The organism is Pseudooceanicola sp. HF7, from assembly GCF_011806405.1.
Lineage (GTDB): Bacteria > Pseudomonadota > Alphaproteobacteria > Rhodobacterales > Rhodobacteraceae > Pseudooceanicola.
Window position 1 is genome coordinate 1 of the sequence record NZ_JAATOW010000024.1, and the last position, 26,741, is coordinate 26,741.

The following is a 26,741-nucleotide window of genomic DNA, read 5'->3' on the forward strand; positions in this document are numbered from 1 at the left end:
CGCAGGCGATCCTGCCCACCACCAACTGGATGTACCCCGCCGTCATGCCCGAAGAGGGGCTGCCCGCGGCCTTCGACCAGGTGGTCGATCCCGAACACGCCCTGCTGATGACCCCGGAAGCTGCCGACAGCGCCCGCCCCGGCGCGCTGGAGGAATGGCGCAACGCACTGGCACGCTGACATGGGTCGGGCCATTGGCGGCGTCGCCTCCGCGGCGCTCCTGACATTGCTGATGGCCCCGCTCGCCGCGATCTTCCTGCGGGCCGGGGGTGCAAGCCTGCCCGGTCCGGCGGACTGGGCCGCGCTGCGCTTCACGCTGCTGCAGGCGGCGCTTTCGGCGCTGTTTTCCGTCCTGCTGGCCCTGCCGGCGGCCCGCGCCCTGGCGCGCCGCCGCTTCCGGGGCCGCGCCGCGCTTGTCGCGCTGACCGGCGCGCCCTTCATCCTGCCGGTGGTGGTCGCCGTCGTCGGCCTGCTGGCGGTCTTCGGCACCCAGGGCCTGCTGAACCGCGCCGCCGCGCCGCTGGGCCTGGGTCCCTTCCGCATCTACGGGCTGCACGGCGTGGTCATCGCCCATGTCTTCTTCAACATGCCGCTGGCCACCCGGATGATCCTGCAGGGCTGGCAGGCCATCCCGGCCGAGCGCTTCCGCCTGGCCGCCCAGCTGGACCTGCCGCCGCAGATGACCTTCCGCCTGCTGGAATGGCCCATGCTGCGCCAGGTGATCCCCGGCACGCTGGCGGCGATCTTCGCCATTTGCCTGGCCAGTTTCGCCGTGGCGCTGATCCTGGGCGGCGGGCCGAAGGCCACCACGGTGGAGCTTGCCATCTACCAGGCCTTCCTGTTCGATTTCGACCTTGGCCGCGCGGCCATGCTGGCGCTGATGCAGACCACGCTGGTCGCCGGGGCGGCGGTGCTGGCGCTGGCGGTCACGCGGATGGACGGCAGCGGCGCCGGGCTGGACCGCGCCCTGCCGCGCTGGGACGCGCCGGGGGGCTGGCGCCGGGCCTGCGACGCGCTGGTCCTGGCGGCCACGGCGCTCTTCCTGCTGGCCCCGGTCGTCAGCGTGGCCCTGGCCGGGCTGACCGGGCTCAAGGACCTGCCTGCCACGATCTGGCCCGCCATGGGCAATTCGATCCTGGTCTCCCTTGCCTCTGCGCTGACCACCACGGCGCTGGCGCTGGGCCTTGCCGCGGGGATGAGCCGGGTGATCCAGGCCATCGGCCTGTTGCCGCTGGCGCTCTCGCCGCTGGTGCTGGGCACCGGCTACTTCCTGATCGTGAACCCCTTCCTCGTCCCCGGCACCCTGGCCATGCCGGTCACCGTGCTGGTCAACACGCTGATGGCGCTACCCTTCTGCCTGCGCATGCTCGCCCCCGCCTACGAGCGGGTGGAAAGCGACTACGGCCGGCTTGCCGATCAGCTGGGCCTGGCCGGGCTGGCCCGCCTGCGCTGGCTGACCCTGCCGCGCATGAAGGCGCCGCTCGGCTTCTGCGCCGGGCTGGCCGGGGCGCTCTCCATGGGGGACCTTGGCGTGATCACCCTGTTCGGCGCCCCGGGGCGCGAAACCCTGCCGCTGCTCATGTACCGTCTCATGGGCTCCTACCGGACCGAGGCCGCCTCTGCCGCCGGTCTGATCCTGCTTCTGCTCAGTTTCGGCATTTTCTGGGCCTTCGACCGTGGGGGACACCATGCTTGAGCTGACCGATGTGCTGATCGAACAGGGCGACTTCCGCCTTTCCGCCAACTGGCGCCTGCCCGCAGGCCGCCGCGCCGCGGTCATCGGCCCGTCCGGTGCGGGGAAATCCACGCTGCTCTCAGCCATCGCGGGCTTCTTCCCGCAGGCCTCCGGACAGGTGCTCTGGGATGGCCGCCCGCTGGATGGGCTGCGGCCCGGCAAGCGGCCTGTGGCCATGCTGTTCCAGGATGGCAACCTGCTGCCGCACCTCGATATCTTCCGCAACGTGGCGCTTGGCATCTCTCCGGCGCTGCGGCTTGGCGCAGAGGACCGCGCCCGCGTGGAGGCCGCGCTGGCGCGTGTCGGCCTTGGCGGGCTGGACCGCCGCCGCCCGGCAGAGCTTTCGGGCGGGCAGCAAAGCCGCGCCGCCCTGGCGCGGGTGCTGCTGCAGGATCGCCCGCTGCTGCTGCTGGATGAACCCTTTGCCGCCCTCGGCCCGGCCCTGCGCTTTGAAATGCTGGACCTGGTGCAGGCCCTGACCGAAGAGACCGGCGCGACGCTGCTGATGGTCAGCCATGACCCCGCCGATGCCCGCCGCATCGCCCAGGACCTGGTGCTGGTGGATGCCGGCACGGCCCATGCGCCGCAACCCGCGCGGGCCATGCTGGACAACCCGCCAGAGGCCCTGCGCCGCTACCTGGGCTAGGGCAGGGCCGCATCCCCCACGGATTAGGGCCAATCCAGGCCCTCGGCCCGCCTGTTTGCCCGACCAGACGCGCGCCCTTGTTGACCGCGACCTGCCGCTTGTCCTACTCAGGTGCCATGGACTGGCTGGGTTTGGAAATCGAAGGCGAGCGTTGCTGGGATGCCGATGGCCCCTGCGAGATGCGCACACTCCCCACGGACCGGCGTTTCGTCGTGGGGCACGAAGGCGTGCCGCCCGAACCGCTGCCCGGGCGGCTTCTGCCCGAACAGCTTCAGCGCAGCCGCACCGGGCTGCACCTGCCGGGGCTGGGCGGCGTGCCCTCTGGCGCGCGTCTGCGCCTGCTGGGCTTCCAGACGCTGAACCCCAACTGGGATGGGCTGGCCCTTGTGGTCTGCGATCAAACCACGCTTTGGGTGACCCTTTCCGCAGGAGAGGCCATTCACCTGCAAACCAGCCTGACCGGGCGCATCGCCGGGGCGCTTGGCTGCCTTGAGGCCGCGCCGGAAGGCACGGATGAATCCATGTCCAGCGCCGAACGCCTGCCCTTCCTTCTGGGAGAGGCCGAAACCCCCGGGCAGATGCTGGGCGCCATGCTGGGCGGAGAGATGGCCGCGGCCAAGAACCTCTGGCTGGGGCAACAGGCGGTGCTGCTGGGGCAGGGACACCTGGCGCAGGCCTACCTGAAGGCGCTTCAGGGGCTCTACGTGCCGGTCACGGAAACCCGCGATGACCTGCTGGCCCGCGAAGGCTTCAAGGCGCTGGCGAAAAGCTTCCTCGTCTCCGGCTGAGCGGAGGTCCGGCGCGGACCTGGGTCCTCGTTCTGTCTCTATGCCGGGCAGGGGGCATACGGCCCAAGGCCCTGCCGCAGCACCACTATTCACAAAGCCCGCCGGACTGACGCAACGGCCCCGCTTCCTGCCGCCGCTTGCGCGAGGGGGCCTGTCGTGGGAATGTCCGCGCAAGATGCCGTTGAGACAGGAGGCAGCCATGTTGCAAGACAAGACGACCGGGAGCGCCACGGAACTGGCCACCCTGCCGCCGGCAGAGCCGCGCAATCCGGGCATGGCGCTGGACCTGAGCTGGGTTTCGGCGGCGCGGGCCAACCGCTCTGCCATCGAACGTCGCGCGGCCACGCTGCCGGGCCGGCGCTCCGTGAAGAAGGATTTCCAGGCCGCCTGGCTGTGCCGCGCGATCTCCTGCATCGACCTGACCACGCTGGCGGGCGATGACACCGAAGGCCGTGTGCGCCGCCTTTGTGCCAAGGCGAAACAGCCCGTGCGCGCCGATATCCTGGATGCGCTGGGGATGCAGGGCCTGACCACCGGTGCGGTCTGCGTCTACCATGACATGGTGCCCGCCGCGCATGAGGCACTGGAAGGCACGGGGATCCCCGTTGCCGCGGTGTCCACCGGCTTTCCGGCGGGGCTTTCGCCCTTCCACCTGCGGCTGGCAGAGATCAGCGAAAGCGTTGAAGCCGGTGCCGAGGAGATCGACATCGTGATCTCCCGCCGCCACGTGCTGACTGGCAACTGGCAGGCGCTTTATGATGAGATGAAGGCGTTTCGCGCCGCCTGCGGCGACGCCCACGTGAAGGCGATCCTGGCCACGGGGGAGCTGGGCACGCTGCAGAACGTCGCCAAGGCCAGCCTGGTCTGCATGATGGCGGGGGCGGATTTCATCAAGACCTCCACCGGCAAGGAAAGCGTCAACGCCACGCTGCCCGTCAGCCTGGTGATGATCCGCGCGATCCGCGAATACCATGACCGCACGGGCTTCCGCGTGGGCTACAAGCCCGCCGGCGGGATCTCCAAGGCGAAGGATGCGCTGGTCTACCTGAGCCTGATCAAGGAAGAGCTGGGCGACCGCTGGCTGCGCCCCGACCTGTTCCGCTTCGGCGCCTCCTCCCTTCTGGGGGATATCGAGCGCCAGCTGGAACACCACGTGACCGGCGCCTATTCGGCAAGCTGGCGGCACGCGGCAAGCTGAGTGCTGGGATATGAAACTTTCGATCCAAACAAAGTGGAGGGTGCTATGGCGGTGAAGTCTGATCTGCAGGAATGGGTTTTTGATGCAGTGGAACAGCTCGGCGGTGAGGCATCGGTGGCTGAAGTTGCGAAAGTAATCTGGGAAAAGCATGAAGCGGATCTGAGAGGTTCTGGGGATCTTTTTTACACTTGGCAGTACGACATGCGTTGGGCGGCAGAGTGGCTGAGAAAACAAAACCGTTTGACATTGTCCGGTAGAAAATGGGCTTTGGCATGAGCATCAAGGACATTTTCGAGACCATGGACTATGGCCCCGCCCCGGAAGCGGCCGGCGAGGCGCTGGACTGGATCGCCCGTCACGAGGGCGGCTTCGGGCAGTTCATCAACGGCGATTTCACCGCGCCGGGCGCGCTGTTCGAGACGAAGAACCCCGCGACCGGCGAGGTGCTGGCCCAGGTCAGCCAGGCCTCGGACGCGGATATCGCGGCGGCGGTGAAGGCCGCGCGCACGGCGCAGGGCAAATGGGAGAAGGCGGGCGGCAAGGCGCGCGCCCGCGTACTCTATGCGCTGGCCCGCCTGGTGCAGAAACACGCGCGCCTCTTCGCGGTGCTGGAGACGCTCGATTCCGGCAAGCCGGTTCGTGAGGCGCGGGATATCGACGTGCCGCTGGTGGCGCGGCATTTCTACTATCACGCGGGCATGGCCCAGCTGATGGAGGCAGAGCTGCCCGAGCGCGCCGCGCTTGGCGTCTGCGCCCAGGTGATCCCCTGGAACTTCCCGCTGCTGATGCTGGCCTGGAAGGTCGCGCCGGCGCTGGCGATGGGCAACACGGTGGTGCTGAAACCGGCCGAGTACACGCCGCTGACCGCGCTGCTGCTTGCTGAGCTCTGCGTGCAGGCCGGCGTGCCCAAGGGCGTCCTGAACGTGCTGACCGGCGATGGCGCGGTCGGCGCGGCGCTGGTCGCGGACGAGGGTGTGGACAAGGTGGCCTTCACCGGCTCCACCGAGGTGGGGCGCCGGATCCGCGAAGCCACGGCGGGCCAGGGCAAGGCCCTGACGCTTGAGCTGGGCGGCAAGTCCCCCTTCCTGGTCTTCGAAGATGCCGATATCGACAGCGCCATCGAGGGGCTGGTGGATGCCATCTGGTTCAACGGCGGCCAGGTTTGCTGTGCCGGCTCCCGCCTGCTGGTCCAGGAAGGCATCGCCGACACCTTCCTGACCCGCCTGAAGACCCGCATGGAAAACCTGCGCATCGGGGATCCGCTGGACAAATGCATCGACATGGGCGCCATCGTCGACCCCGTCCAACTGGAGCGCATCCAGAGCCTCGTCGCCGGCACCAGCGCCGAGGTCTTCCAGCCCGGCCCCGCGCCCCAGGGCTGCTTCTATCCGCCCACGCTGATCACCGGCCTGTCCTCTTCCGATGCCTTGATGCAGGAAGAGATCTTCGGCCCGGTCCTGGTCGCCATGACCTTCCGCACCCCGGCAGAGGGCCTCGCCCTGGCCAATGACACGCGCTACGGTCTTGCCGCCTCGATCTGGTCGGAGAACATCAATACCGCGCTCGACCTCGCGCCGAAGCTGCAGGCGGGCGTGATCTGGGTCAACGGCACCAACATGTTCGACGCCGCCGCGGGCTTCGGCGGGCTGCGCGAAAGCGGCTTCGGGCGCGAAGGCGGCTGGGAAGGGCTGATGGCCTACACCCGGCCCGCCGCCACCCGGAAGGCGCTGAAACCGCAAGAGCCCTACAGCGGCAAGCCCGGCGCCGCCGATGGGCTGGACCGCACGGCGAAGCTCTATATCGGCGGCAAGCAGGCGCGCCCGGACGGCGGCTATACCCGCACGGTCTGGGGCAAGTCCGGCGCGGTGCTGGGCGAGGTGCCCGTCGCCAACCGCAAGGACCTGCGCAACGCCGTTGAAGCCGCCCATGCCGCCAAGGGCTGGAGCGCCACCACCGGCCACCTGCGCGCCCAGATCCTCTACTACCTTGCGGAAAACCTGGAAGCCCGCGCGCCCGAATTCGCGGCGAAGCTCGATGCGCTCCACGGTGACCGCCACGGCAAGACCGAGGTAGAGGCGGCCATCTCCCGCCTCTTCACCTATGCCGCCTGGGCGGACAAATACGCCGGAGACCTGCGCGCCGTCCCGATCCGGGGCATGGCCCTGGCCACCCGCCAACCCGTCGGCGTCATCGGCGCGCTCTGCCCGGACGAGGCGCCGCTGCTGGGGCTGATCTCCACCCTCGCGCCGGCCATCGCCATGGGCAACCGGGTGGTGCTGGCCGCCTCCCAGGTGGGCCCGCTGGTGGCCACCGATCTCTACCAGGTGCTCGACACCTCCGACGTGCCCAGCGGCGTGGTCAACATCCTCACCGGCAGTCACGCAGAGCTGGCCCCGGTCATGGCCGCCCACATGGATATCGATGCGGTCTGGAGCTTCTCTTCCACGGACCTCTCCGCGACCATCGAAAAGGCCAGCGCCGGCAACCTCAAGCGCACCTGGGTGAACAACGCCAAGGCGCGCGACTGGTTCGGCCCGGAAGGGGAGGGCCGCGAATTCCTCGACGCCGCGACAGAGGTCAAGACGATCTGGGTGCCCTACGGCGCCTGAGGCACCGGATCCCCTTCATCTGGCCATAAATACTCAAAGACAAAGGCGCGCCACCGGGCGCGCCTTTTCCGTTCCGGGCCCGGGCTTCGGGCATGTCGGCGGGGTCTCACATCTCGATCGGCACGATCGGGGTGACCTCGATCTCGCCCGACTCCAGCATCGGGTTGCCCTCTGCCAGCTTGCAGGCCTCTTCGATGCTTGCCGCCTCCAGGATGGAATAGCCCATCACCGGGGGCGTGTTGCCCCCAAGCTTGGCGCCATGGGCATTGACCGTCCAGCTGGTGCCGACCGGGTTGCCGGCATCGACGACATTGGGCCCGACCTTGTCCATCCAGGCGCCCCAGGCGGCCATCGCGGCCTGCTGCTCCTCCGGGGTGCTGGGGACCTGGCTCGTAGGAGCCTTGTAGATGAAAAGATACTGGGTCATGCGAATCCTCCCTTGGGTTGCCTCAGTTTGCCAGAACGCCCGGCGAGCACAGGAAATAATCCATCTTCCGGAGTGTGGAGAGCCAGCCGCGGGAGTGATCCTGCGCCGCCTCGAGGCTTGGCAGCCCGCGATGGCTCAGGCGCAGGCGCGCTCCGGTTTCGGTGGCCTCCACGGTGAAGATCACGTGGCTTTCCGGGCCGCGCTGGTCCTGCGGATCATGCCAGGCCCAGGTAAAGCCCACGTGGCCCCTCCCGTCGTCACCCTTATCGCCGTCACTCTTGCCGTGTTCTGGCGGGCTGACCGAGGTGACCACGCCGGAGAGCTTGAAGCGCTGCCCGCTTTCCTTGCCAACCATGGTACAGGACCAGGGGCCGATGGACTGGAAGGCCATGTCACAGGCCTGGATATACACCCCTTCGGGGCCGAACCATTGCACCACCTGCAGCGGCTCAGTCCCCGCGCGCCACAGGCGGTCCAGGGTGACGGGATAGTCGCGGACCAGCTCCAGGTCGTGGCTTTCACTGTCCTTCATGGATCCTCTCCTTCGGGATCAAGCGCCAGCAGGCTGTCGAGCCGCGCAAGGCTGCCCTCCCAGAAGGCGCGATGGCCCATGCACCAGCCACTGATCGCGGCCAGCGCCTCGGGGCGGGCGGTGTAATAGCGGTGCGTGCCCTCGACCCGCTGGGCGATCAGCCCGGCTTCGCGCAGAACCTTCAGGTGACGGGAGATCGCGGGCGCGGAAATTTCCGCCTCTCCGGCCAGCACCCCGGCGGGCAGTTCACCCCGGGCGATCAGCGTCTCCACCAGCGCCATGCGGGTGGGATCGGAGAGGGCGGCAAAGGCGCGGGTCAATTGGGTCATGGGAAAAGCCTGCGGCGATTCCCTGTTTCGAGCAAGCGTTAATTAACTTAGTGGTGAAATATAGAGGGTCGTGAAAGAGGAACGGGCGGAAACGGCCTTGGCCCCATCGAGGGGCCCGCGCCCGTCGTCGGCTGCGCCTCCCGTCCAGGCGGTGCCGGCAGCGGGCCTTTCGACTGCCGAAGCACGGTGCATCCACGCACATAACAGGGTCTTACCCCACCGTGCGCTGCGCACCGACGTGATACCGACGCGATACCGACATGAAACAGACGGGGCACCGACGCCGAAAAAGCGCCTGGAAGGCGCCCTGCATCACTGCACAACCAAAGGGGATCAGGGGGCGGCGAAATCGCCCTTCGCATAGCCCTGAAGATAGAGCAGCGCGGTCAGGTCGCCGAAGTTCACCCGCAGCTCGCATTCCGCCGCGACCGAGGGCTTGGCGTGCAGCGCCACCCCGGACCCGGCCCGCAGCAGCATCCCAAGGTCATTCGCCCCATCGCCCACGGCGATCACATCCCCCTCGGAAAGGGACAGCCTGGCGGTGATCTCCTCAAGCGCTGCGACCTTGGCATCGCGGCCCAGGATCGGTCGCGCGACCTTTCCGGACAGCTGCTCGCCCTCGGTCAGCAGGGTGTTGGCGCGGTTTTCATCAAAGCCCAGCTTTTCCGCTACCGCCTTGGTAAACATGGTGAAACCGCCAGAGACAAGGGCGCAATAGGCGCCATTGGCCTTCATCGTCGCCAGCAGTTCCGGCCCACCCGGCATCAGGGTGATCCGCTCTGCCAGGACCTTGTCGATGACGGAGACAGGCAGACCCTTCAGCAGGCCCACGCGCTCAGTCAGCGCGCCCTCGAAATCCAGCTCTCCGTTCATGGCGCGGGCGGTGATATCCTTGACCCGCGCGCCCACGCCGGCCTCATCGGCCAGCTCGTCGATGCATTCCTGCTGGATCATGGTCGAATCCATGTCCGCCAGCAGCATCTTCTTCTTCCGCCCGGCCACGGGCTGAATGCACAGGTCGATCCGCTGGCCCTGGAGCTGTGCCCAGACATCCCGGAAATTGTCAGGAATTTCAGGCAGTTCGAACTCTGCCGCCTCTTCGGCTGCCAGCCAGCGCGCGCTGGCCCCGCCCCAGGCATTGCTGAGCGAAGAGATCAGCGTGGCGTCCAGGATCTCTCCGGGCGCGGTGAGCAGCGTTGCGACATACATGGGCGGTCTCCTGTTGCTGGCGGCCATAAAGCACGGGCCGCCGCAAAGCTCCAGAGGGTCAGCCGATCGCCTGCAGCACCATGAAGCAGCAGGCCGACAGCACGGCGGCGGCAGGCACGGTGATGACCCAGGCGGCGACGATGGTCATGAAATGCGACCGCCGGACCAGCTTGCGCCGGGCGCGTTCCTGGCGGGGCATCGGCGCCCCTTCGGAGAAGCCGCGCCGCGACATGTACCATTCCCGGAAGAAGCCCACGCCGAAGACACCGCCCACCGCGATATGGGTCGAGCTGACCGGCAGCCCAAGCGCGGAGGCCGCGATCACGGTGACCGCCGCCGAAAGCGCCACGCAATAGGCCCGCATCGGGTTCAGCTTGGTGATCTGGTTGCCGACCATGCCGATCAGCTTGGGGCCGAACAGCATCAGCCCGACAGAGATCCCGACGGCGCCGATGACCATCACCCAGATCGGGATGGAGACCTCTCCGGCGACGCCGGCACTGTCATGGGCATAGACCACGGCCGCCAGCGGCCCCACCGCATTGGCCACGTCATTGGCCCCATGGGCAAAGGACAGCAGCGCGGCAGAGATGATAAGAGGCAGGCGGAACAGGACCTTGAGCGACCGGTTGCGGTTCTCAAGCCCCACGGACTGGCGACGGATCAGCGGCACGGAAATGAAGCCGAAGGCCACGCCTGCCACCGCGCCGATCAGCAGCGCCAGCGGCATGGTGATCTTCATGACATGCTTCAGGCCCTTGAGCGCCAGGTAGGCCCCGAAGGCCGCGCTCATCAGGCCGATCAGCACCGGCACCCACTTGCGCGCGGCGGCGATCTTGTCCTCGACGTAGATGATCTTCCACTTGATGAAGGCCAGCATGGCCGCCGCGATGATGCCCCCCAGCAACGGAGAGATCACCCAGCTGGCGGCGATGGCGCTCATGGAGCCCCAGTTGACCGCCGTCAGCCCCGCCGCGGCGATCCCCGCGCCCATGACGCCCCCGACCACCGCATGGGTGGTGGAGACCGGCGCGCCGATCCAGGTGGCCAGGTTGACCCATATGGCGGCAGACAGCAGCGCGGCCATCATTGCCCAGATGAAGACCCTGGCATCTATGAAACTTTCCGGGGCCACGATCCCCTTGGAGATGGTGGAAACCACGTCTCCGCCAGCCAGCAGTGCCCCGGCGCTTTCGCAGATCGCGGCAATGGCGATGGCCCCGACCATGGACAGCGCATTGGCCCCCACGGCGGGGCCCATGTTGTTGGCCACGTCATTGGCGCCGATGTTCAGCGCCATGTAGGCCCCGAAGGCGGCGGCGACGATCACCACCAGGCTTTGCGGCGTCCCGCCCGACAGCACGGCGGCGGCCAGGGCGGCCACGGTCACGAAGACCAGCGAAGCGCCAACGCCGATCAGCGGGCGCGACGCATACATGGAGGCCATCTCAAGGCGGGAAAGCCTGTTCAGGTCCCGGTCTAGCGTTTCCCAGGCGGGGGGCTGGTTGTTCTGGGGCAAGGTCTGTCCTTCGATCTGTCGGAGAGGGGCAGGCCTAGTGGCCCTGGCGTCCCTCGATCCTGGCCGCGATCAGCTCAGGGGCCGCGCGCAGCAGGTCCTTGAGATCCTCTTCAGCCACGAGTTTGGCGGCTTCCTCAGGCCGGACCCAGCGACGTTCGCGTTCGCCGGATTCGGGGTAATCGTCCAGCAGCCGGGCCACTTCCACGGCGTAGACATCCACGTCCGTCGGGGCGGGCAGGCCGCCGTCCAGCCGTTTGTCGTAATGGTAACGCCCGATCCAGATCGGCTTCATGGAGCGCTGCTTGATCCCTGCTTCTTCCCAGGCTTCCTCAAGCGCGGTGCCGGCGGCATCGGTGCCGGTCTTGGGCCAGCCCTTGGGCATGATCCAGCGCTTGGTCTCCCGCGAGGTGATCAGCAGGATCTCCATATCCGCGCCCCTGCCACGATAGCACAGCGCCGCCGCCTGGAACATCGGAGGACGTCCAAGAAGGGGCAGCAGGTAGCTATTCCAGAGTTTTGCGAACACGGGCGGCTCTCCAGGGTGGGCGTAAAGATCAGGCTGTGTACACCGCACAGGCGGTGCTTCTCAACCGGGACGTATTGAAAAAACGGTGACCCAGGGGCCAAAATCGGAGCATTTTCGCCCGAAACGCTGCGGAACGGGCAGGCGGCAGGGCTGCGAGAGAGCCGAAGCGGCCCGCGCAACCTTCCCGTGTGCAGGTTTCCGATAGGCTACAGGCCTCCGGGCGCGCGGTCCAAAAACGACGGGGCGGGGTCTTCCTGCGTCATCTCCTGTCTTGCGTGACCAGAGAATCGCCCCTATACGCAGCGGCGGGACACCCTTCCCCAACGAAGGGCGCTTATCTGTAAGGATACCAGAAATGGCAAACGACCATCCGGCAACGCGGCCGGCTAACCCGCGTTTTTCTTCCGGCCCCTGTGCCAAGATCCCCCATTATTCCCTCGACAAGCTTGCTGACGCCGCTCTGGGCCGCAGCCACCGTGCCGCTATCGGCAAGGACAAGCTGAAGGCCGCGATCGAAGAGACGCGCGAGATCCTGGGCGTGCCCGCCGATTACAAGATCGGCATCGTGCCCGCCTCCGACACCGGCGCTGTCGAGATGTGCCTCTGGTCCATGCTGGGCGCCCGCAAGGCAACCATGGTTGCCTGGGAAAGCTTCGGCGCCGGCTGGGTGACCGACGTGGTCAAGCAGCTGAAGATCGATGCAGAGGTCAAGACCGCCGACTACGGCCAGATCGTCGACTTTGCCGAAATCGATTTCAACACGGACGTCGTCTTCACCTGGAACGGCACCACATCTGGTGTGCGTGTGCCCAACGGTGACAAGATCCCGGCAGACCGCGAAGGTCTGACGATCTGTGACGCGACCTCTGCCGCCTTTGCCCAGGACCTGCCCTGGGACAAGCTGGATGTGACGACCTTCTCCTGGCAGAAGGTGATGGGCGGCGAAGCGGCCCACGGGATGCTGATCCTGTCCCCCCGCGCTGTCGAGCGCCTCGAAAACTACACCCCCGCCTGGCCGCTGCCGAAGATCTTCCGCCTGACCAAGGGCGGCAAGCTGATCGAGGGCATCTTCCGCGGCGAGACGATCAACACCCCCTCCATGCTGGCGGTCGAAGATTACCTGGTCGCGCTGGACTGGGGCCGTTCCGTGGGCGGGTTGAAAGGGCTGATGGCGCGGGCCGATACCAACGCCAAGGTGCTCTGGGACTTCTGCGACCGGCATGACTGGATCGCCAACCTGGCCGAAGACGACGCGACGCGCTCCAACACCTCGGTCTGCCTGAAGTTCACGGACGACCGGATCAAGGACGGTGCCGCCTTCGCCAAGGCCGTGGCCAAGAAGCTGGATACCTACAACGCCGCCTACGACATCGGTGCCTATCGCGACGCCCCCGCGGGCCTGCGCATCTGGTGCGGTGCCACCGTCGAAGCGGCCGACGTGGAAAAGCTGACGCTCTGGCTGAAGTGGGCCTTCGAAGCCTGCATCGAAGAGCAGTCCGAAGCAGCGTGATCCCGGCGGTGCGTGCAAGCACGCACCCTACCTGACGTGACCTGTAGGGTGCGTGGTCTCCACGCACCTCTTTCCCCAGACATACCCTTTGAAGGAGCGCCTGACATGGCCCCCAAAGTCCTGATTTCCGACAAGCTTTCCGCCGCCGCCGTCCAGATCTTCAAGGATCGCGGCATCGAGGTCGACTTCCAGCCCGACCTTGGCAAGGACAAGGAAAAACTGGCCGAGGTGATCGGCAACTACGATGGCCTGGCCATCCGGTCCGCCACCAAGGTGACCGACAAGATCCTGGCCAATGCGACCAACCTCAAGGTCATCGGCCGCGCTGGCATCGGCACCGACAACATCGACAAGGAAGCGGCCTCCAAGAAGGGCGTGATCGTGATGAACACGCCGTTCGGCAACATGATCACGACGGCGGAACACGCCATCGCCATGATGTTCGCCGTGGCCCGCCAGATCCCCGAGGCCTCTGCCTCCACCCATGCGGGCAAGTGGGAAAAGTCCAAGTTCATGGGTGTCGAGCTGACCGGCAAGACCCTGGGCGTCATCGGCGCGGGCAACATCGGTGGCATCGTCTGCAACCGTGCCCTGGGCCTGAAGATGAAGGTTGCCGCCTACGACCCCTTCCTGAGCCAGGAAAAGGCCGACAAGATGGGCGTCGAGAAAGTCGAGCTTGAAGACCTGCTCAAGCGCGCCGATTTCATCACCCTGCATGTGCCCTTCACCGAGCAGACCAAGAACATCCTGTCGGCGGAAAACCTGGCCAAGACCAAGAAGGGCGTGCGGATCATCAACTGCGCCCGCGGTGGCCTTGTGGACGAAGAGGCCCTGGCAGAGCTGCTGAAATCCGGCCATGTCGCCGGTGCCGCCTTCGACGTCTTCAAGGAAGAGCCGGCCAAGGAAAACCCGCTGTTCAACCTGCCCAACGTGGTCTGCACCCCGCACCTGGGCGCTGCCACCACCGAGGCACAGGAAAACGTGGCCCTGCAGGTTGCCGACCAGATGGCCAACTACCTGCTGGACGGCGCTGTCGAGAACGCGCTGAACATGCCTTCCATGACGGCCGAGGAAGCCAAGGTCATGGGGCCGTGGGTCGCGCTGGCCGGTCACCTGGGCTCCTTCATCGGGCAGCTGACGGACGAGCCGATCGAAGCGATCAACATCCTCTATGATGGTGTCGCCGCAGAGATGAACCTGCCCGCGCTGACCTGCGCCGTGACGGCGGGCATCATGAAGAAGGCCAACCCGGACGTGAACCTGGTCTCTGCCCCGGTCGTGGCCAAGGAGCGTGGCATCAAGATGTCCACCACCAGCCAGTCGAAAAGCGGCACCTTCGACGGCTACGTCAAGGTGACGATCAAGACCCCCTCGCTGGAGCGGTCCATCGCCGGCACCGTCTTCTCCGACGGAAAACCGCGCTTCATCCAGATCAAGGGCATCAACATCGACGCCGAAGTGGGCGAGCACATGCTCTACACCACCAACGAAGACGTTCCGGGCGTCATCGGCACGCTGGGCATGACGCTGGGCCAGAACGGTCAGAACATCGCGAACTTCACGCTTGGGCGGACCTCGACGGGGGCGCAGGCCATCGCGCTGCTCTACCTGGACGAAAAGGCCAAGCCGGATGCCATGAAGGCGCTGCGCGACACCGGCATGTTCCAGCAGATCCGCCCGCTGGAATTCACTGTCTGATCCCGTAGGGATTTCCAGAACAGGAAAGGGCCGCCCGGCTGGGGCGGCCCTTTTCATTTGGGCTCAAAGGCCCACTCTTGGGCAACCATCCCGCAGGCGGTGCGGTTCAGGCCCTGGCGCGGCCCCGGGTGGCCACGACGAATATGAAAATCAGCATCGACAGGATGGTCAGGACCGACCCCAGCTTCGCCGCGGTCTCTCCCCCGCCGGTCACGGCCAGGTAGATGCCCGGCAGCACCACCAGCGTGCCCAGCAGGGCAACGGCCAGGTGAATCTTGGGAAGCATACCGCTGCTGGCGCTCGGCACGATCTGGTAGAAGACCCCGAAAAGCGCCAGGGTGACCCAGCCGATCAGGTTGATATGCGCGTGGACCGGCGTCAGCGTATGGTCGTGAGAGGCAGACATCTGGATGCCCAGGGCCATGCCGAGAAAGGCGAAGATCGCCGCGAGCAGGAAGAATGCGTAGGAAATACCGTTCATGGACTTATGTCCCCCGTTGGCTCAGGTCACTCTGCGGTGCCGTGGCTTTGTGTGCGTAAAGGTATTCACGTACCGGTATACAAGCACGTTTCCCTGATTTCGCAAAGAAGTCTCAGGTACAGGGGTAGGGCGATTTCCGGCGCAGGGGGCGACGGGCGCGCCGGGTCTGGTCTTTTGCCGCGATCCATGGTCCCTTTCCGCTGCAACGCAGCGGAGCGGAAGAATGACGATCTATGCAATCGGCGATATCCACGGCCAGACGGGAATGCTGGAAGCAGCGCTGGAACGGATCGACCAGGACGGCGCGAACCTTGGGCCGGGCGGCGCGGATGAGCTGATCTTCCTTGGCGATCTCTGTGATCGGGGGCCGGACAGCCGGGGGGTGATCGAACGGATCTCTTCCGCCATGGCGCAGGGCCAGCGCTGGACCGCGATCCGGGGCAACCATGACACGATGTTCCGGCGTTTCCTGCATAATGGCGAAATCCACGACCCGGCGATCAAGAGCGGGATCCCCTGGACCCATTACCGCCTGGGCGGGCCTGAGACCCTGCGCAGCTACGGCGTGGATCCCGATGGCGACCTGCCCCGGATGATGGCAGAGGCCCAGGCGGCGGTCCCGCAAACCCACGTGGATTTCATCGATTCCATGCCGCTTTACCTCGAGCGCGGCCAATGGCTGTTCGTGCACGCGGGCATCCGGCCCGGCGTGGCGATGGCCGACCAGGCAGAGCAGGACCTGATCTGGATCCGCGACGGCTTCCTGGATCATCCCGCGCCGCTGCCCTGGACGGTGGTCCATGGTCATACGGTGATGGACCACGCCCATTGGGCCGGCAACCGGGTCTCGCTGGATACAGGCGCCGGCGCGCTGCCGCCCCGCCACCTGACCGCGGCGGCCATCGACGGGGAAGAGGTCTTCGTGCTTGCGGAAGAGGGCCGCGTGGCGCTGGCCAGGTCCGAACATCCGCAGGCCGTGACCTCGTAACGAAACGTCACCGCCCCGCTGGAGCGGCGGGTTTGCTAGAAAAGGGCGGAAAAGAGGGAGGCTTTCATGGAAGATATCGTCATTCTGGGCGGTGCACGCACGGCCATCGGCACCTTCGGGGGCAGCCTGGCAGGGGTGCCGCCGATCGACCTGGGTACGATTGTCGCAAAGGCCGCGCTTAAGCGCGCCGGGGTGGACGGCGAACAGGTAGGGCACGTGGTCTTTGGCCATGTCATCAACACCGAACCCCGGGACATGTACCTGTCCCGCGTGGCCGCCATGCAGGCGGGCATTCCCGAGACGACGCCGGCGATGAACGTGAACCGGCTCTGCGGATCAGGTGCGCAGGCGGTGGTTTCCGCGGTGCAGTCGCTTCTGCTGGGGGATGCGGATTTCGCTCTGGCGGGCGGCGCGGAAAGCATGAGCCGCGCGCCCTTCATCATCCCCGATCAGCGTTGGGGTGCGAAGATGGGGGATGTCCGGACCCAGGACATGATGCTGGGGGCGCTGAACTGTCCCTTCGGCACCGGCCACATGGGCGCGACGGCGGAAAACGTCGCCGATGAGACGAAGATCTCGCGCGAGGAGCAGGATGCCTTCGCCCTGGAAAGCCAGCAGCGTGCCGCCGCCGCCATGGAGGCGGGGTATTTCAAGGATCAGATCGTGCCGGTCGAGGTCAAGGTGAAGCGCCAGGTCGTGCCCTTCGACACTGACGAACACGTGAAGCCCGCCACCACGGCAGAGGCCCTGGCCAAGCTGCGCCCGGCCTTCCGCAGGGAGGGCAGCGTGACGGCGGGCAATGCCTCCGGCCTTAATGACGGGGCGGCGGCGCTGGTGCTGGCCCGCGCCTCGGTTGCCGAGGCCAGAGGCCTCACGCCCTTGGCGCGCGTCCTGGGCTACGCCCATGCCGGGGTGCGCCCGGATGTCATGGGATACGGCCCGATCCCCGCGGTGGAAAAGCTGCTTGAGAAAACCGGGCTGAGCGCCGCGGATTTCGACGTCATCGAATCCAACGAGGCCTTCGCGGCACAGGCCCTTGCGGTCACCAAGTCCCTCGGGCTGGACCCGGCAAAGGTGAACCCCAACGGCGGCGCCATCGCCCTTGGCCACCCGGTCGGGGCCACCGGCGCGATCCTCACGGTGAAGGCCCTTTACGAGCTCAAGCGCATCGGGGGCGGCAAGGCACTGGTGACCATGTGCATCGGTGGCGGCCAGGGCATCGCCATCGCGATCGAAAGCACCTGACCCGTTCTTCTTGCCAATAAACTCAAATGAAAAAAGGCGCGCCACCGGGTGCGCCTTTCCTGTTCCGGGCCAAAGGCCAGCCAGCCTCAGCCGACCTCTTCGGCGTGCTCTTCCGCGGTTTCCTGCGGCAGCAGCAGGTTCAGCACGATCGACAGCAGGGCCGCCGGCAGCAGGCCGGAGGTCGCCAGGATCTGCAGGGTGTGCGGCAGGTGCTGCAGCGCCGTCGGCTCAAGCTGCAGGCCGAAACCGACAGAAAGCGACACGGCCAGGATGATCATGTTGCGGCGGTTCCACTTCACGTCCGACAGCATGTTGATGCCAGAGGCCGCGACCATGCCGAACATGACGATCACGCCGCCGCCCAGCACGTTGATCGGCACCGTGTTGATCACCGCACCCACCTTGGGCACCAGCCCGCAGACGATCAGGAAGACCGCGCCGATGGTCACCACGTGGCGGCTCATCACGCCGGTCATGGCGATCAGCCCGACGTTCTGGGAGAACGAGGTATTGGGCAGCCCGCCAAAGACCCCCGCCAGCGCAGAGCCGAAGCCATCGGCAAAGGTCGCGCCCTCGATCTCCTTGTCGGTGGCTTCACGCCCCGCGCCGCCCTTGGTGATCCCGGAGGTATCGCCCACCGTTTCGATGGCAGAGATCACGGCCATGAAGCACATGCCCACGATGATCGCCGGATCGAAGCCGAAGCCCCATTTGAACGGCATGGGCAGATCGAAGAAGGACGCGCGGCCGACATTGGCAAAGCTGACCTGGCCCATGAGCGCGGCCACGATGTAGCCCGCCAGGATGCCGATCAGCACCGAGGCGACAGAGAGCAGCCCCGTGGTGGCAAAGCTCAGCGTAAGGGCGACCACGATGACCACCAGCGCGGGCAACCACATGGAAAGCGTGCCGAATTCGGGCTTGCCGACCAGGGGCACCCCGCCGGCGGCATACTGGATACCGGTCTTCAGTAGCGCCAGGCCGATCATCAGCACGATCAGGCCGGTCACCAGCGGGGGCAGGGCAAAGCGGATGCGCCCGATGAAGAAGCCGATGCAGAAGTGGAAGCAACCGCCGATCACCACGCCGGTCATCAGGCCCGGCATCCCGTCCACGCCCAGCCCGGCCACGGCCGGAATCATCACCGGCAGGAAGGCGAAGGAGGTGCCCTGCACCACCGGAAGCCGTGCTCCGACAGGCCCCAGGCCGATGGTCTGGAACAGCGTCGCGATCCCGGCAAAGAGCATCGCCATCTGGATCATGTAGGTCATGTCCGGGAAGCCGAGCGCCCCCTGGTCCGACCCGAAGCCAAAGCCCGCGGCCCCGGCGATGATGATCGACGGCGTCACGTTGGATGCAAACATCGCCAGCACGTGCTGGATCCCCAGCGGCACCGCGTCCGCCAGCGGTGGCATGTAGTTGGGATCCCGAAGCTGTTCCTTCGTCCCGAGTATTCTTCCTGCCATTTCATGTCCCCTGAAATTGCCAAATCTGTCTGGTGGCAGCGGCATCTTCCGGGGAAGGCGCTGCCTTATGACAATACCGTGAACGGCTCTTTTAGGAAGTGTTCTTCGAGGTTTGCGCTGTTTCCGATCCGATCTACCACCGCGAACAGGCCCGGTTCTGCCAAAGGCGTGAGCACTCCGTGCCAGGTGCCGCGGTGAAAGTTCACCCCCTGGCCGGGCTCGGGCAGAAAGGCCCGGGGGCCACCGGGCTGACCGTCCAGATCGGGGGCCACGATGACCATCCAGGGGGCCTCGGACATCGGCAGGAAGGCCTGGGAGCCCTCCGGATGGCGCTCTAGCAGGGCGCATTCATAGGGGAAGCTGCGCGGCACGGCCTTGAAAAGGCTGATGCCGGCCCGGCCATCCGGGCCGAAATCCAGCTGCGCGCGGTCATGGTACCGTTCGCAAAGCCCGGCATTGATCAGCTTGTCGTAATCGCCTGCAACCTCCAGCACATCGCCGAAGGGGGCAAAGGCCGCGGCCGTCAGCGGCTCTGCAGTGATCTGCAGGCTCACAGGGTCAGCTCCGCGTGGCGGTTCACGTCCTTGTAGAGCAGGTAGCGGAAGGGCTCATCGCCGATCTGTTCGCAGGCCTGCGGGCAGAAGGCGCGCAGCCACATGAAATCGCCCGGCCCGACCTCGACCCAGTCGGTGTTCAGCAGGTAGCGCGCGCGCCCCTGAAGCACGTAAAGCCCGTGTTCCATCACGTGGGTTTCCGCAAAGGGGATGCGGCCGCCGGGCTGGAAGGTGACGATGTTCACATGCATGTCGTGGCGCAGGTCCGTGGGATCCACGAAGCGGGTCGTGGCCCAGGCGCCGTTGGTGTCCGGCATGGCGATGGGCGCGAGATCGTCGTCATGGCTGAAGAACCCCTCCGGCGCGGGAATGCCGGGGGCGACTTGGTAGCGCTTGCGGACCCAATGGAAGCTGGTGGTGGCCTCTGTCCGGTTCGCCACGGACCAGGCGCTGCCCGCGGGCAGATAGGCATAGCCGCCGGGCGTCAGGGCGCGCGTCTCTCCGTCTAGCGTCACTTCGACCGTGCCATCGGTGACGAAGATCACGCCCTCCGCCTCGGCATCGGGTTCCGGCGTATCGGAGCCACCGCCGGGAGCAAGCTCCACGATCAGCTGAGAGAACGTCTCGGCAAAGCCCGACAGCGGGCGGGCGATCATCCAAGCCCGGCACCCCTCCCAGCCGGGCAGGAAAGAGGTGACGATATCGGTCATGCAGGTGGCCGGGATCACCGCGTAGGCGGTGGTGAACCGCGCCGGATCGTAGTGCTTTTCATCCTGGCCAGGCAGGCCGCCGCAGGGGGTGTAGTAGCTGCGAGAGGTCACGGCAGCAGGTCCTTCAATCTGTGGTAGGCAATGCGTTCGACCTGGCGGCAGGCTTCCGCGAACTCCGTCTCGCGGTCATGCGCGATGCGTTCGGGGAAGGCCTCCATGATCGTGGCCTTGGTATGATCTTTCACGCAGATGATGAAGGGGAAGCCGAATTTCGCGGTGTAATCCGCATTGGCCTTCTCGAAGAACGTCCGCTCTTCATCGGTCAGCGCATCCAGGCCCGCGCTGGCCTGTTCGCCACTGCTTTCCGCCGTCAGTCGCTTGGCCGCGGCCAGCTTTCCGGCCAGGTCCGGGTGGGCGGTCAGCACGCTCAGCCGTTCCTCTTCAGAGGCCGTGCGGAAGATCCGCGCCAGTGCGTTCCAAAGCCCGATGGCCCGGTCATGCACCGGCCCCAGCTCAAGCTCCCAGGCGCGCTCGGCGATCCAGGGGGAATGTTCGTAGATCGAGCCGAAGGCGGCGACGAAGGCGTCCTTTTCCATCTGCGAGGGCACCATGTCGGGGTGCACGGGCGGATGTTCCTTCGCCCAATGCTCTGCGATGTCGATGCGGCGGGGGCACCAGACGCCTTCGTGGCTCTGGATGTAGTCGATGAACTTCTTCAGCGCGGCCATGCGGCCCGGACGGCCCAGCAGGCGGCAGTGCATCCCGATGGAGAACATCTTCGGGCTGCCTGCCTCGCCCTCGGCATAGAGCACGTCGAAGGTGGCTTTGAGGTATTCGTAGAACTCCTCCTGCCCGCCGAAGGTGGCGGGGCCGGCAAAGCGCATGTCGTTGGTGTCCATCGTGTAGGGGATGACCAGGGTTTCGTGGTTATCGTAGCTTTCCCAGTGGGGCAGGTCGTCATCGATGGTGTCCGCGACCCATTTCATGCCCAGTTCAGCGGCCAGCTTCACCGTGTTCATGGAGCAACGGCCGGTGTACCAGCCCAGCGGAGGTTCCCCCACCACCTCCTTGTGCAGCGCGATGGCCTCTTCCATCACGGCGCGTTCCTCTGCCTCCGGCATGTCCTTGTGTTCGATCCACTTCTTGCCGTGGCTGGCGATTTCCCATCCGGCTTCCTGCATCGCCCAGACCTGTTCCGGGCTGCGGGCAAGCGCATCGGTCACGCCGTAGACTGTCAGCGGAATCCCCGCGTCGGTAAACAGCCGGTGCAGCCGCCAGAACCCGGCGCGCGCGCCGTATTCATAGACGGATTCCATGTTCCAGTGGCGTTTGCCTTCCCATGGCACCGCGCCGATCACCTCGGACAGGAAGGCCTCTGATGCGGGATCGCCGTGCAGGATGTTGTTCTCTCCGCCTTCCTCGTAATTCAGGACGAAAGAGATCGCGATCTTTGCACCGCCGGGCCATTTCGCATCCGGCGGGGTGGGGCCGTAACCGATCATGTTGCGCGGGTAGCGGTTCATGTGCTTGTCTCCGTCTCGAATTCGGGGGCGCCTTCTGGGCGTCGCCGCAGGCCGGAGCATTCCTTCACGGGTGCTTCGGGGTTTCAAGGGGAATTTCCGGGAAGGGGACAGGAATGGCCGACGGCTACCTGACAACGCATGTTCTTGATACGGCCAAGGGTCTTCCAGCCGCGGGGATGGAGATCGTCCTGTATCGCCTGACCGGCTGCAGCCGGGATGAGCTGGCGCGCATGGTGACGAACCAGGATGGCCGGACGGATGGTCCGATCCTGCCCGCCGCGCATTTCCTGCCCGGCAACTATGAGCTGGTGTTTCACGCCGGCGCCTACCTGGACGCCAGTGGCGTGCCGGCGGAAGAGCCGCGTTTCCTGGATGTGATCCCGATCCGCTTCGGCATTTCCGATCCGGAAAGCCACTACCACGTGCCGCTGCTGATCTCTCCCTTCGGGTATTCCACCTATCGGGGCAGCTAGGGCGCGCAGCGGTTCACAGCACCGTGCAGCGGGTCAGCTTGATCGAGGTCTGATGCTGGCCCATCTCTTCGCGCAGCTGCAGGCGGCGGGGATCGGCGCGGAAGCGTTCGAAATCCGCATCGCTGGGGAAGGTGACCAGGTGGCTTTCGCCAGAGCCGTCATGGTGCTTGAGCCGGAAAAGGTATTCCCCCCCGTACTCTGCCATGATGCTCAGGATCTGCCCTTCGATCTCTTCGAAGCGCTCGTAATCGGTGCCGTGCTGCACGAGGTGCGAAAGGAATGTGACCATGCACCCTTTTTCACCATGAGTGCATGTCAAATCAACTAAATCCGGTGGACATGGTGAACCGCAGGTTAACGCAGATTTGTCATGCCGCTGCCCTGAAAAGAAACGGCCCCGCCCGCCGGTTGGGCGGACGGGGCCTGAGCGATTGTCCCGTGCCCTATCAGGCGTTGGGCAGGATCACGATATCCACGCGGCGGTTCTGCTGACGGCCTTCGGGCGTCAGGTTGGACGCGCGCGGCTGGTCTTCGCCCCGGCCGATGGCCTGCAGACGGCCGGCAGAGACGCCGTAGCCGATCAGCGTATTGGCGACAGAGGCGGCCCGGCGCTGCGACAGGCCCAGGTTGTAGCTGGCAGAACCGGTGTTGTCCGTGTGGCCGATGACCTGCACCGTGGTGTTCGGATACTGGTTCAGCGATTGCGACAGGCTGCGCAGATCGGAGCTGAGCGTGCCGGTCAGCGTGGCGCTGTCGGTTGCGAACAGGATGTCCTGCGGCATGGTCACGATCAGGCGGTCACCGGTGTTGGTGATCTGGACGTTGTTGCCCATGGATTGCCGCAGCTCGGCTTCCTGCTTGTCCAGGTTGGACCCGATGGCCGCGCCGGCCATGCTGCCCACGATGGCGCCGATGGCTGCGCCCTTGCCCTGGTCGTCGCTGACGATCGCGCCAAGCGCGCCGCCCACCAGGGCGCCCGTGCCCGCGCCCGTGCGCGTGTTGCGGTAGCCGTCGTCGGGGTTTTCACATGCTGCCAGCAGCAGAAGGGCAGAGCCCGCCACAGCGATCGTCTTGGTTCTCAAAAGGGTCATTGCGCCTCATCCTTTCATGACCGCTCAGCGAAGCGGCCTCGTATGATCCTCAGATACCGCATCCTCCTCGCAGTCCCAAAGGGAAACGATCCGAACTTCGGCGTAATTCCGCTATCGTGTTCAATCGTGAGGTCCGGTGTCCGCGCGGGCGCTTTCCCAGGCAAGCATGGCGCGTTTCACGGGCAGGCCCCAGTGATAGCCGCCCAGGCCGCCGCTTTTGCGGATGGCGCGATGGCAGGGGATCAGGAAACTGACCGGGTTGCGGCCCACGGCGGTGCCCACGGCGCGCACCGCCCGGTCGGAGCCGATGCTGCGGGCGATGTCGGAATAGGTAGCCACATGGCCAGAGGGAATCTGCAGCAGCGCCTCCCAGACCTTGATCTGGAAAGGGGCGCCCAGCATGTGCAACCGGGTCTCACCCTTGCCGGCAAAGACCGGGCGGGCCAGGGGCAGCACGGTGTCCGGATCCTCAAGGTAGCGGGCGGCGGGCCAGCGCGATGTCATGTCCTGCCAGGCGGCCTCAAAGCCGGTTTCGGCGAGGAAGGCGATACCGCAGATCCCCTTCTCCGTCGCCATGACCAGCGCCTCGCCGAAGGGCGTCTGCAAGCGGCCCCAGCGGATATCCAGCCCCGCCCCGCCGGCGGCAAAATCACCGGGGCTCATGGCTTCCCACCGCAGGAAAAGGTCATGCAGCCGCCCGGTCCCGGACAGGCCGCTTTGCAGGGCGGTCTCCAGCGTGGTGTGGCGGTCGGCCAGCAGCCTGCGGGCGTGGTCCAGGGTCAGGTATTGCTGGTATCGCTTCGGAGAGACGCCGACCCAGGCAGAGAAGATGCGCTGGAAATGCGCCGGGCTCATGCCCATCCGCGTGGCAAGCTCATCCAGGCCCAGGGGCGCTTCCGCGGCATCGATCTCTGCGATGGCTCGGCGCATGAGCGCATAATGGTAGGCCTGTTCCGTTTGCGCCGGTTGGGCAGCAAGGGCGGTATCTTTAGCGGCGGCAGGTGTCAGGGCGGCATCAGTCATGGCGTGGGTCCCGGATGGTTCCCCGCAAGCGTATCAGGCTGGCCCGCTGTCCCGCGACCCGGATTTTGCGCAAAGGTGACTGCAGCGGTTCAGGAGGGTCTGGTTCAGGCCGTCAGCAGATCCAGAAGAGACACTTCCTGCGGACAGAGCTCCCTGAAGGCGCGGGCCTGGTCCGGGGTCAGGACGGGATAGGGGGTGTAGCCTTCTGGCGGGTGCTCGGCATCGGCGAAAAGCTTCGTTGCGCGCAGCACCGCAGGGGGCAGGTCCAGCCTGGCGGCCATCTCTGCATCCGTGCTTTCCACCCAGAGAGAGCCGGCATTGATCACCTCGTGATGCTCCATGATGATCAGGTGGTAGGTCAGGCCCCCCAGGGTGGGGTCCTTGCGGGCCCTGTTGCGGCGGGACATATCGCAGAAACGGGCAAGCGCCTGTTCCGTGCCGAACACCTCGTGCAGCTGGGGGTGGCGGATCAGCCCGCGATGGCCCGGCGCGACGCGCAGCTTCTCGGTCAACTCGCCCTGTGGACCGACCTCGCCCGGATGGAAGGTCATGGGGGCGGGGAGCGCCCCCCCTTCCGGGGTGCGGCGCAGGCGCGAGATATGCAGAATGGGCTTTGAGCCATGGTCCCGCGTGACCAGGCGGTCACCCGGCGCAAGCCATTCCACGGGCATCTCGCCTTCAAGGGTCAGGACCATCGTGCCGGGACCAAGCCCGGAGATGGGGGTTGGGGAATCGTTCATGTGCACCTCCGGAGCCAGAGTGTGACATTCCGGTTTCTGCGAAGTTAAACCGGCTTGTTGCCTTTGGAATTTCCGGGCAATGATCCGGCATGGCTCGTCAATTGCCCTACCCGACACTGAAAGAGATCTTCACCCGTTTCCAGGCCGTCAGCCCGGAGCCCGAGGGTGAGCTTGATCATACCAACGCCTATACGCTGCTGGTCGCCGTGGCCCTGTCTGCCCAGTCCACGGACGTGGGCGTCAACAGGGCGACGAAGGATCTCTTCCCGATCGCCGATACGCCGGAAAAGATGCTGGCCCTCGGAGAAGAGGGTCTCATTCAGCATATCAAAACCATTGGCCTGTATCGCAACAAGGCGAAGAACGTCATCAAGATGGCGCGCATTCTGGTCGATCAATATGGCGGAGAGGTGCCCAATTCCCGCGCCGCGCTGGAGGGGCTGCCCGGTGTCGGGCGCAAGACGGCAAACGTGGTGCTGAACATGTGGTGGCGGTTTCCGGCCCAGGCCGTGGACACACATATCTTCCGCCTTGGCAACCGCTCCGGCATCGCGCCGGGCAAGGATGTCGTCGCGGTGGAGCGCGCAATCGAAGACAATATTCCCGTGGATTTCCAGCTCCACGCCCATCACTGGATGATCCTGCATGGGCGTTACACCTGCACCGCGCGCAAGCCGAAGTGCGGAACCTGCCTGATCCGCGATCTCTGCGAATTCGAGGAAAAAGTTCTATGACCCAATATGACGTGATCGGCATCGGCAATGCCGTGATGGACGTGATCTCTCAAAGCGATGATGCCTTCCTGTCCCGGATGGGGATCGAGAAGGGGATCATGCAGCTGATCGAACAGGACCGTGCGGAGCAGCTGTACGACGGGATGGAGAACCGGCGCCAGATCCCCGGTGGATCGGTGGCCAATACCATCTCCGGCGTGGCGAATCTGGGACTGAAGACCGCCTTCGTCGGCAAGGTCCGGGATGATGCGGTGGGCGTCGAATACGCGACCGAGACCCAGGCGGCGGGGACCGATTTCCCCAATGCGCCGGTGGCCGGTGGGGATCTGCCCAGCTCGCGCTCGATGATCTTCGTTTCGCCCGATGGCGAGCGGTCGATGAACACCTTCCTCGGGATCTCCTCAGAGGTGGGGCCGGATGATGTGCCGGACGATGTCTGCGGCAATGCGCGGATCCTGTTCCTTGAGGGATATCTTTACGACAAGCCCAAGGGCAAGCAGGCCTTCGAAACCGCGGCACGGCTGACCCGTGCGGCCGGCGGCATGGCGGGTATCGCCCTGTCCGATCCCTTCTGCGTCGATCGTCACCGGGCGGATTTCCGGCGCCTCGTGACGGAGCTGGACTACGTGATCGGCAACGAGCACGAGTGGAAATCGCTCTATGAGACCGACGACCTGGGCCTGGCGCTGGAAACCGCGGCACGTGAGAGCGGGCTGATCGTCTGCACCCGCTCTTCCAGCGACGTGGTGCTGGTGCGCGGTGAGGAAGAGGCCGTGGTGCCGGTACATGCGATCACGCCGGTGGATGCGACGGGCGCCGGGGATCTTTTCGCGGCCGGTTTCCTTTACGGCCTGGCGACCGGGGCAGACCTGGTGACCTCCGGCAAGATGGGGGTCGTCGCCGCGGCGGAAGTCATCAGCCACTACGGGGCACGCCCCGAGGCGGACCTGAAGGCGCTCTTCGCGGCTGAAGGGCTGGTCTGACGGCC

Annotated in this window: 28 protein-coding genes; 13 read left to right on the forward strand and 15 right to left on the reverse strand. The window is 66.0% G+C overall.

Annotation, left to right across the window (positions count from 1 at the left end; translation table 11 throughout):
- The first annotated feature begins 180 nt into the window (after positions 1–180).
- The 6 genes from HCZ97_RS13855 to HCZ97_RS13880 all read left to right on the forward strand — a co-directional run bounded on the left by HCZ97_RS13855 (position 181) and on the right by HCZ97_RS13880 (position 6,975).
- Positions 181–1,695, forward strand: coding sequence for a thiamine/thiamine pyrophosphate ABC transporter permease ThiP (locus tag HCZ97_RS13855; protein WP_167689309.1), 1,515 nt, complete (start codon positions 181–183; stop codon positions 1,693–1,695).
- Positions 1,688–2,380, forward strand: coding sequence for an ATP-binding cassette domain-containing protein (locus tag HCZ97_RS13860; RefSeq protein ID WP_167689310.1), 693 nt, complete (start codon positions 1,688–1,690; stop codon positions 2,378–2,380). The genes HCZ97_RS13855 and HCZ97_RS13860 overlap by 8 nt, the downstream gene beginning before the upstream one ends.
- A gap of 116 nt (positions 2,381–2,496) precedes the next feature.
- Complete coding sequence (locus HCZ97_RS13865) at positions 2,497–3,168, forward strand: 2-dehydro-3-deoxygalactonokinase (RefSeq protein WP_217701789.1); 672 nt, start codon at positions 2,497–2,499, stop codon at positions 3,166–3,168.
- A gap of 199 nt (positions 3,169–3,367) precedes the next feature.
- Positions 3,368–4,366 (forward strand): deoxyribose-phosphate aldolase, encoded by a 999-nt coding sequence (gene deoC / locus HCZ97_RS13870; protein ID WP_167689312.1) that lies wholly within the window; start codon positions 3,368–3,370, stop codon positions 4,364–4,366.
- Positions 4,367–4,642, forward strand: a complete 276-nt coding sequence (locus tag HCZ97_RS13875; RefSeq protein WP_368484378.1) for a hypothetical protein — start codon at positions 4,367–4,369, stop codon at positions 4,640–4,642.
- Positions 4,639–6,975 carry an aldehyde dehydrogenase family protein gene (locus HCZ97_RS13880; RefSeq protein WP_167689313.1) on the forward strand — a complete coding sequence of 779 codons (2,337 nt, stop codon included), beginning with the start codon at positions 4,639–4,641 and terminating at the stop codon, positions 6,973–6,975. Before HCZ97_RS13875 ends, HCZ97_RS13880 begins: the two co-directional genes overlap by 4 nt.
- 106 nt (positions 6,976–7,081) lie before the next feature.
- Here the strand turns inward: HCZ97_RS13880 and HCZ97_RS13885 are convergent, their stop codons facing one another.
- The 6 genes from HCZ97_RS13885 to HCZ97_RS13910 form a co-directional block, all read right to left on the reverse strand.
- A complete protein-coding gene (locus HCZ97_RS13885) occupies positions 7,082–7,402 on the reverse strand; it encodes a YciI family protein (RefSeq protein WP_167689314.1) in 321 nt (106 codons plus the stop codon).
- A 22-nt stretch (positions 7,403–7,424) separates the two neighbouring features.
- Entirely contained in the window at positions 7,425–7,934 is a 510-nt protein-coding gene (locus HCZ97_RS13890; RefSeq protein ID WP_167689315.1) for an SRPBCC domain-containing protein, read from the reverse strand.
- Positions 7,931–8,263 carry a helix-turn-helix transcriptional regulator gene (locus tag HCZ97_RS13895; protein WP_167689316.1) on the reverse strand — a complete coding sequence of 111 codons (333 nt, stop codon included), beginning with the start codon at positions 8,261–8,263 and terminating at the stop codon, positions 7,931–7,933. The genes HCZ97_RS13890 and HCZ97_RS13895 overlap by 4 nt, the downstream gene beginning before the upstream one ends.
- Before the next feature lie 333 nt (positions 8,264–8,596).
- On the reverse strand, positions 8,597–9,472 hold the full coding sequence (serB, locus tag HCZ97_RS13900) for a phosphoserine phosphatase SerB (protein WP_167689317.1): 876 nt from the start codon (positions 9,470–9,472) through the stop codon (positions 8,597–8,599).
- A 58-nt stretch (positions 9,473–9,530) separates the two neighbouring features.
- Positions 9,531–10,991, reverse strand: a complete 1,461-nt coding sequence (locus HCZ97_RS13905; RefSeq protein ID WP_254871536.1) for an inorganic phosphate transporter — start codon at positions 10,989–10,991, stop codon at positions 9,531–9,533.
- Between the two features lie 34 nt (positions 10,992–11,025).
- Positions 11,026–11,517 (reverse strand): NUDIX hydrolase, encoded by a 492-nt coding sequence (locus HCZ97_RS13910; RefSeq protein ID WP_167689318.1) that lies wholly within the window; start codon positions 11,515–11,517, stop codon positions 11,026–11,028.
- Positions 11,518–11,872: 355 nt separating this feature from the next.
- Between HCZ97_RS13910 and HCZ97_RS13915 the strand changes: the two genes are divergently transcribed.
- Both HCZ97_RS13915 and serA read left to right on the forward strand, forming a co-directional pair.
- Entirely contained in the window at positions 11,873–13,027 is a 1,155-nt protein-coding gene (locus HCZ97_RS13915) for a phosphoserine transaminase (RefSeq protein WP_167689319.1), read from the forward strand.
- Positions 13,028–13,132: 105 nt separating this feature from the next.
- Positions 13,133–14,725, forward strand: coding sequence for a phosphoglycerate dehydrogenase (gene serA, locus HCZ97_RS13920; protein WP_167689320.1), 1,593 nt, complete (start codon positions 13,133–13,135; stop codon positions 14,723–14,725).
- 106 nt (positions 14,726–14,831) lie between these two features.
- Here serA and HCZ97_RS13925 read toward each other — a convergent pair whose 3' ends face one another.
- On the reverse strand, positions 14,832–15,206 hold the full coding sequence (locus HCZ97_RS13925) for a hypothetical protein (protein WP_167689321.1): 375 nt from the start codon (positions 15,204–15,206) through the stop codon (positions 14,832–14,834).
- Between the two features lie 223 nt (positions 15,207–15,429).
- Here HCZ97_RS13925 and HCZ97_RS13930 point away from each other — a divergent pair, with 223 nt between their 5' ends.
- Both HCZ97_RS13930 and HCZ97_RS13935 read left to right on the forward strand, forming a co-directional pair.
- Complete coding sequence (locus tag HCZ97_RS13930) at positions 15,430–16,194, forward strand: metallophosphoesterase family protein (protein ID WP_167689322.1); 765 nt, start codon at positions 15,430–15,432, stop codon at positions 16,192–16,194.
- 66 nt (positions 16,195–16,260) lie between these two features.
- On the forward strand, positions 16,261–17,439 hold the full coding sequence (locus tag HCZ97_RS13935) for an acetyl-CoA C-acyltransferase family protein (RefSeq protein WP_167689323.1): 1,179 nt from the start codon (positions 16,261–16,263) through the stop codon (positions 17,437–17,439).
- Between the two features lie 86 nt (positions 17,440–17,525).
- Here HCZ97_RS13935 and HCZ97_RS13940 read toward each other — a convergent pair whose 3' ends face one another.
- From HCZ97_RS13940 to puuE, 4 genes are all read right to left on the reverse strand, one after another.
- The gene (locus tag HCZ97_RS13940) at positions 17,526–18,905 is read right to left on the reverse strand and encodes a uracil-xanthine permease family protein (protein ID WP_167689324.1); all 1,380 of its coding nucleotides are present in this window, start codon (positions 18,903–18,905) and stop codon (positions 17,526–17,528) included.
- Positions 18,906–18,970: 65 nt separating this feature from the next.
- Positions 18,971–19,459, reverse strand: coding sequence for an ureidoglycolate lyase (locus tag HCZ97_RS13945; RefSeq protein ID WP_167689325.1), 489 nt, complete (start codon positions 19,457–19,459; stop codon positions 18,971–18,973).
- Positions 19,456–20,280, reverse strand: coding sequence for a bifunctional allantoicase/(S)-ureidoglycine aminohydrolase (locus HCZ97_RS13950; protein WP_167689326.1), 825 nt, complete (start codon positions 20,278–20,280; stop codon positions 19,456–19,458). Before HCZ97_RS13950 ends, HCZ97_RS13945 begins: the two co-directional genes overlap by 4 nt.
- Positions 20,277–21,692 (reverse strand): allantoinase PuuE, encoded by a 1,416-nt coding sequence (puuE, locus tag HCZ97_RS13955; protein WP_167689327.1) that lies wholly within the window; start codon positions 21,690–21,692, stop codon positions 20,277–20,279. The genes HCZ97_RS13950 and puuE overlap by 4 nt, the downstream gene beginning before the upstream one ends.
- A 113-nt stretch (positions 21,693–21,805) precedes the next feature.
- Here puuE and uraH point away from each other — a divergent pair, with 113 nt between their 5' ends.
- Positions 21,806–22,165: a hydroxyisourate hydrolase gene (gene uraH / locus HCZ97_RS13960; protein ID WP_167689328.1), complete on the forward strand. Its 360-nt coding sequence runs from the start codon at positions 21,806–21,808 to the stop codon at positions 22,163–22,165.
- Positions 22,166–22,178: 13 nt separating this feature from the next.
- Here the strand turns inward: uraH and HCZ97_RS13965 are convergent, their stop codons facing one another.
- The 4 genes from HCZ97_RS13965 to HCZ97_RS13980 all read right to left on the reverse strand — a co-directional run bounded on the left by HCZ97_RS13965 (position 22,179) and on the right by HCZ97_RS13980 (position 25,019).
- Positions 22,179–22,454 (reverse strand): hypothetical protein, encoded by a 276-nt coding sequence (locus HCZ97_RS13965; protein WP_167689329.1) that lies wholly within the window; start codon positions 22,452–22,454, stop codon positions 22,179–22,181.
- A gap of 157 nt (positions 22,455–22,611) precedes the next feature.
- Entirely contained in the window at positions 22,612–23,256 is a 645-nt protein-coding gene (locus HCZ97_RS13970) for an OmpA family protein (RefSeq protein ID WP_167689330.1), read from the reverse strand.
- Between the two features lie 120 nt (positions 23,257–23,376).
- Positions 23,377–24,186, reverse strand: coding sequence for a bifunctional helix-turn-helix domain-containing protein/methylated-DNA--[protein]-cysteine S-methyltransferase (locus tag HCZ97_RS13975; protein ID WP_254871539.1), 810 nt, complete (start codon positions 24,184–24,186; stop codon positions 23,377–23,379).
- 197 nt (positions 24,187–24,383) lie between these two features.
- Complete coding sequence (locus tag HCZ97_RS13980; protein WP_167689332.1) at positions 24,384–25,019, reverse strand: Hint domain-containing protein; 636 nt, start codon at positions 25,017–25,019, stop codon at positions 24,384–24,386.
- Positions 25,020–25,108: 89 nt separating this feature from the next.
- Here HCZ97_RS13980 and nth point away from each other — a divergent pair, with 89 nt between their 5' ends.
- Both nth and HCZ97_RS13990 read left to right on the forward strand, forming a co-directional pair.
- Positions 25,109–25,753 (forward strand): endonuclease III, encoded by a 645-nt coding sequence (gene nth, locus HCZ97_RS13985; RefSeq protein WP_167689333.1) that lies wholly within the window; start codon positions 25,109–25,111, stop codon positions 25,751–25,753.
- Positions 25,750–26,736, forward strand: coding sequence for an adenosine kinase (locus HCZ97_RS13990; RefSeq protein ID WP_167689334.1), 987 nt, complete (start codon positions 25,750–25,752; stop codon positions 26,734–26,736). The genes nth and HCZ97_RS13990 overlap by 4 nt, the downstream gene beginning before the upstream one ends.
- Positions 26,737–26,741: the final 5 nt, after the last annotated feature.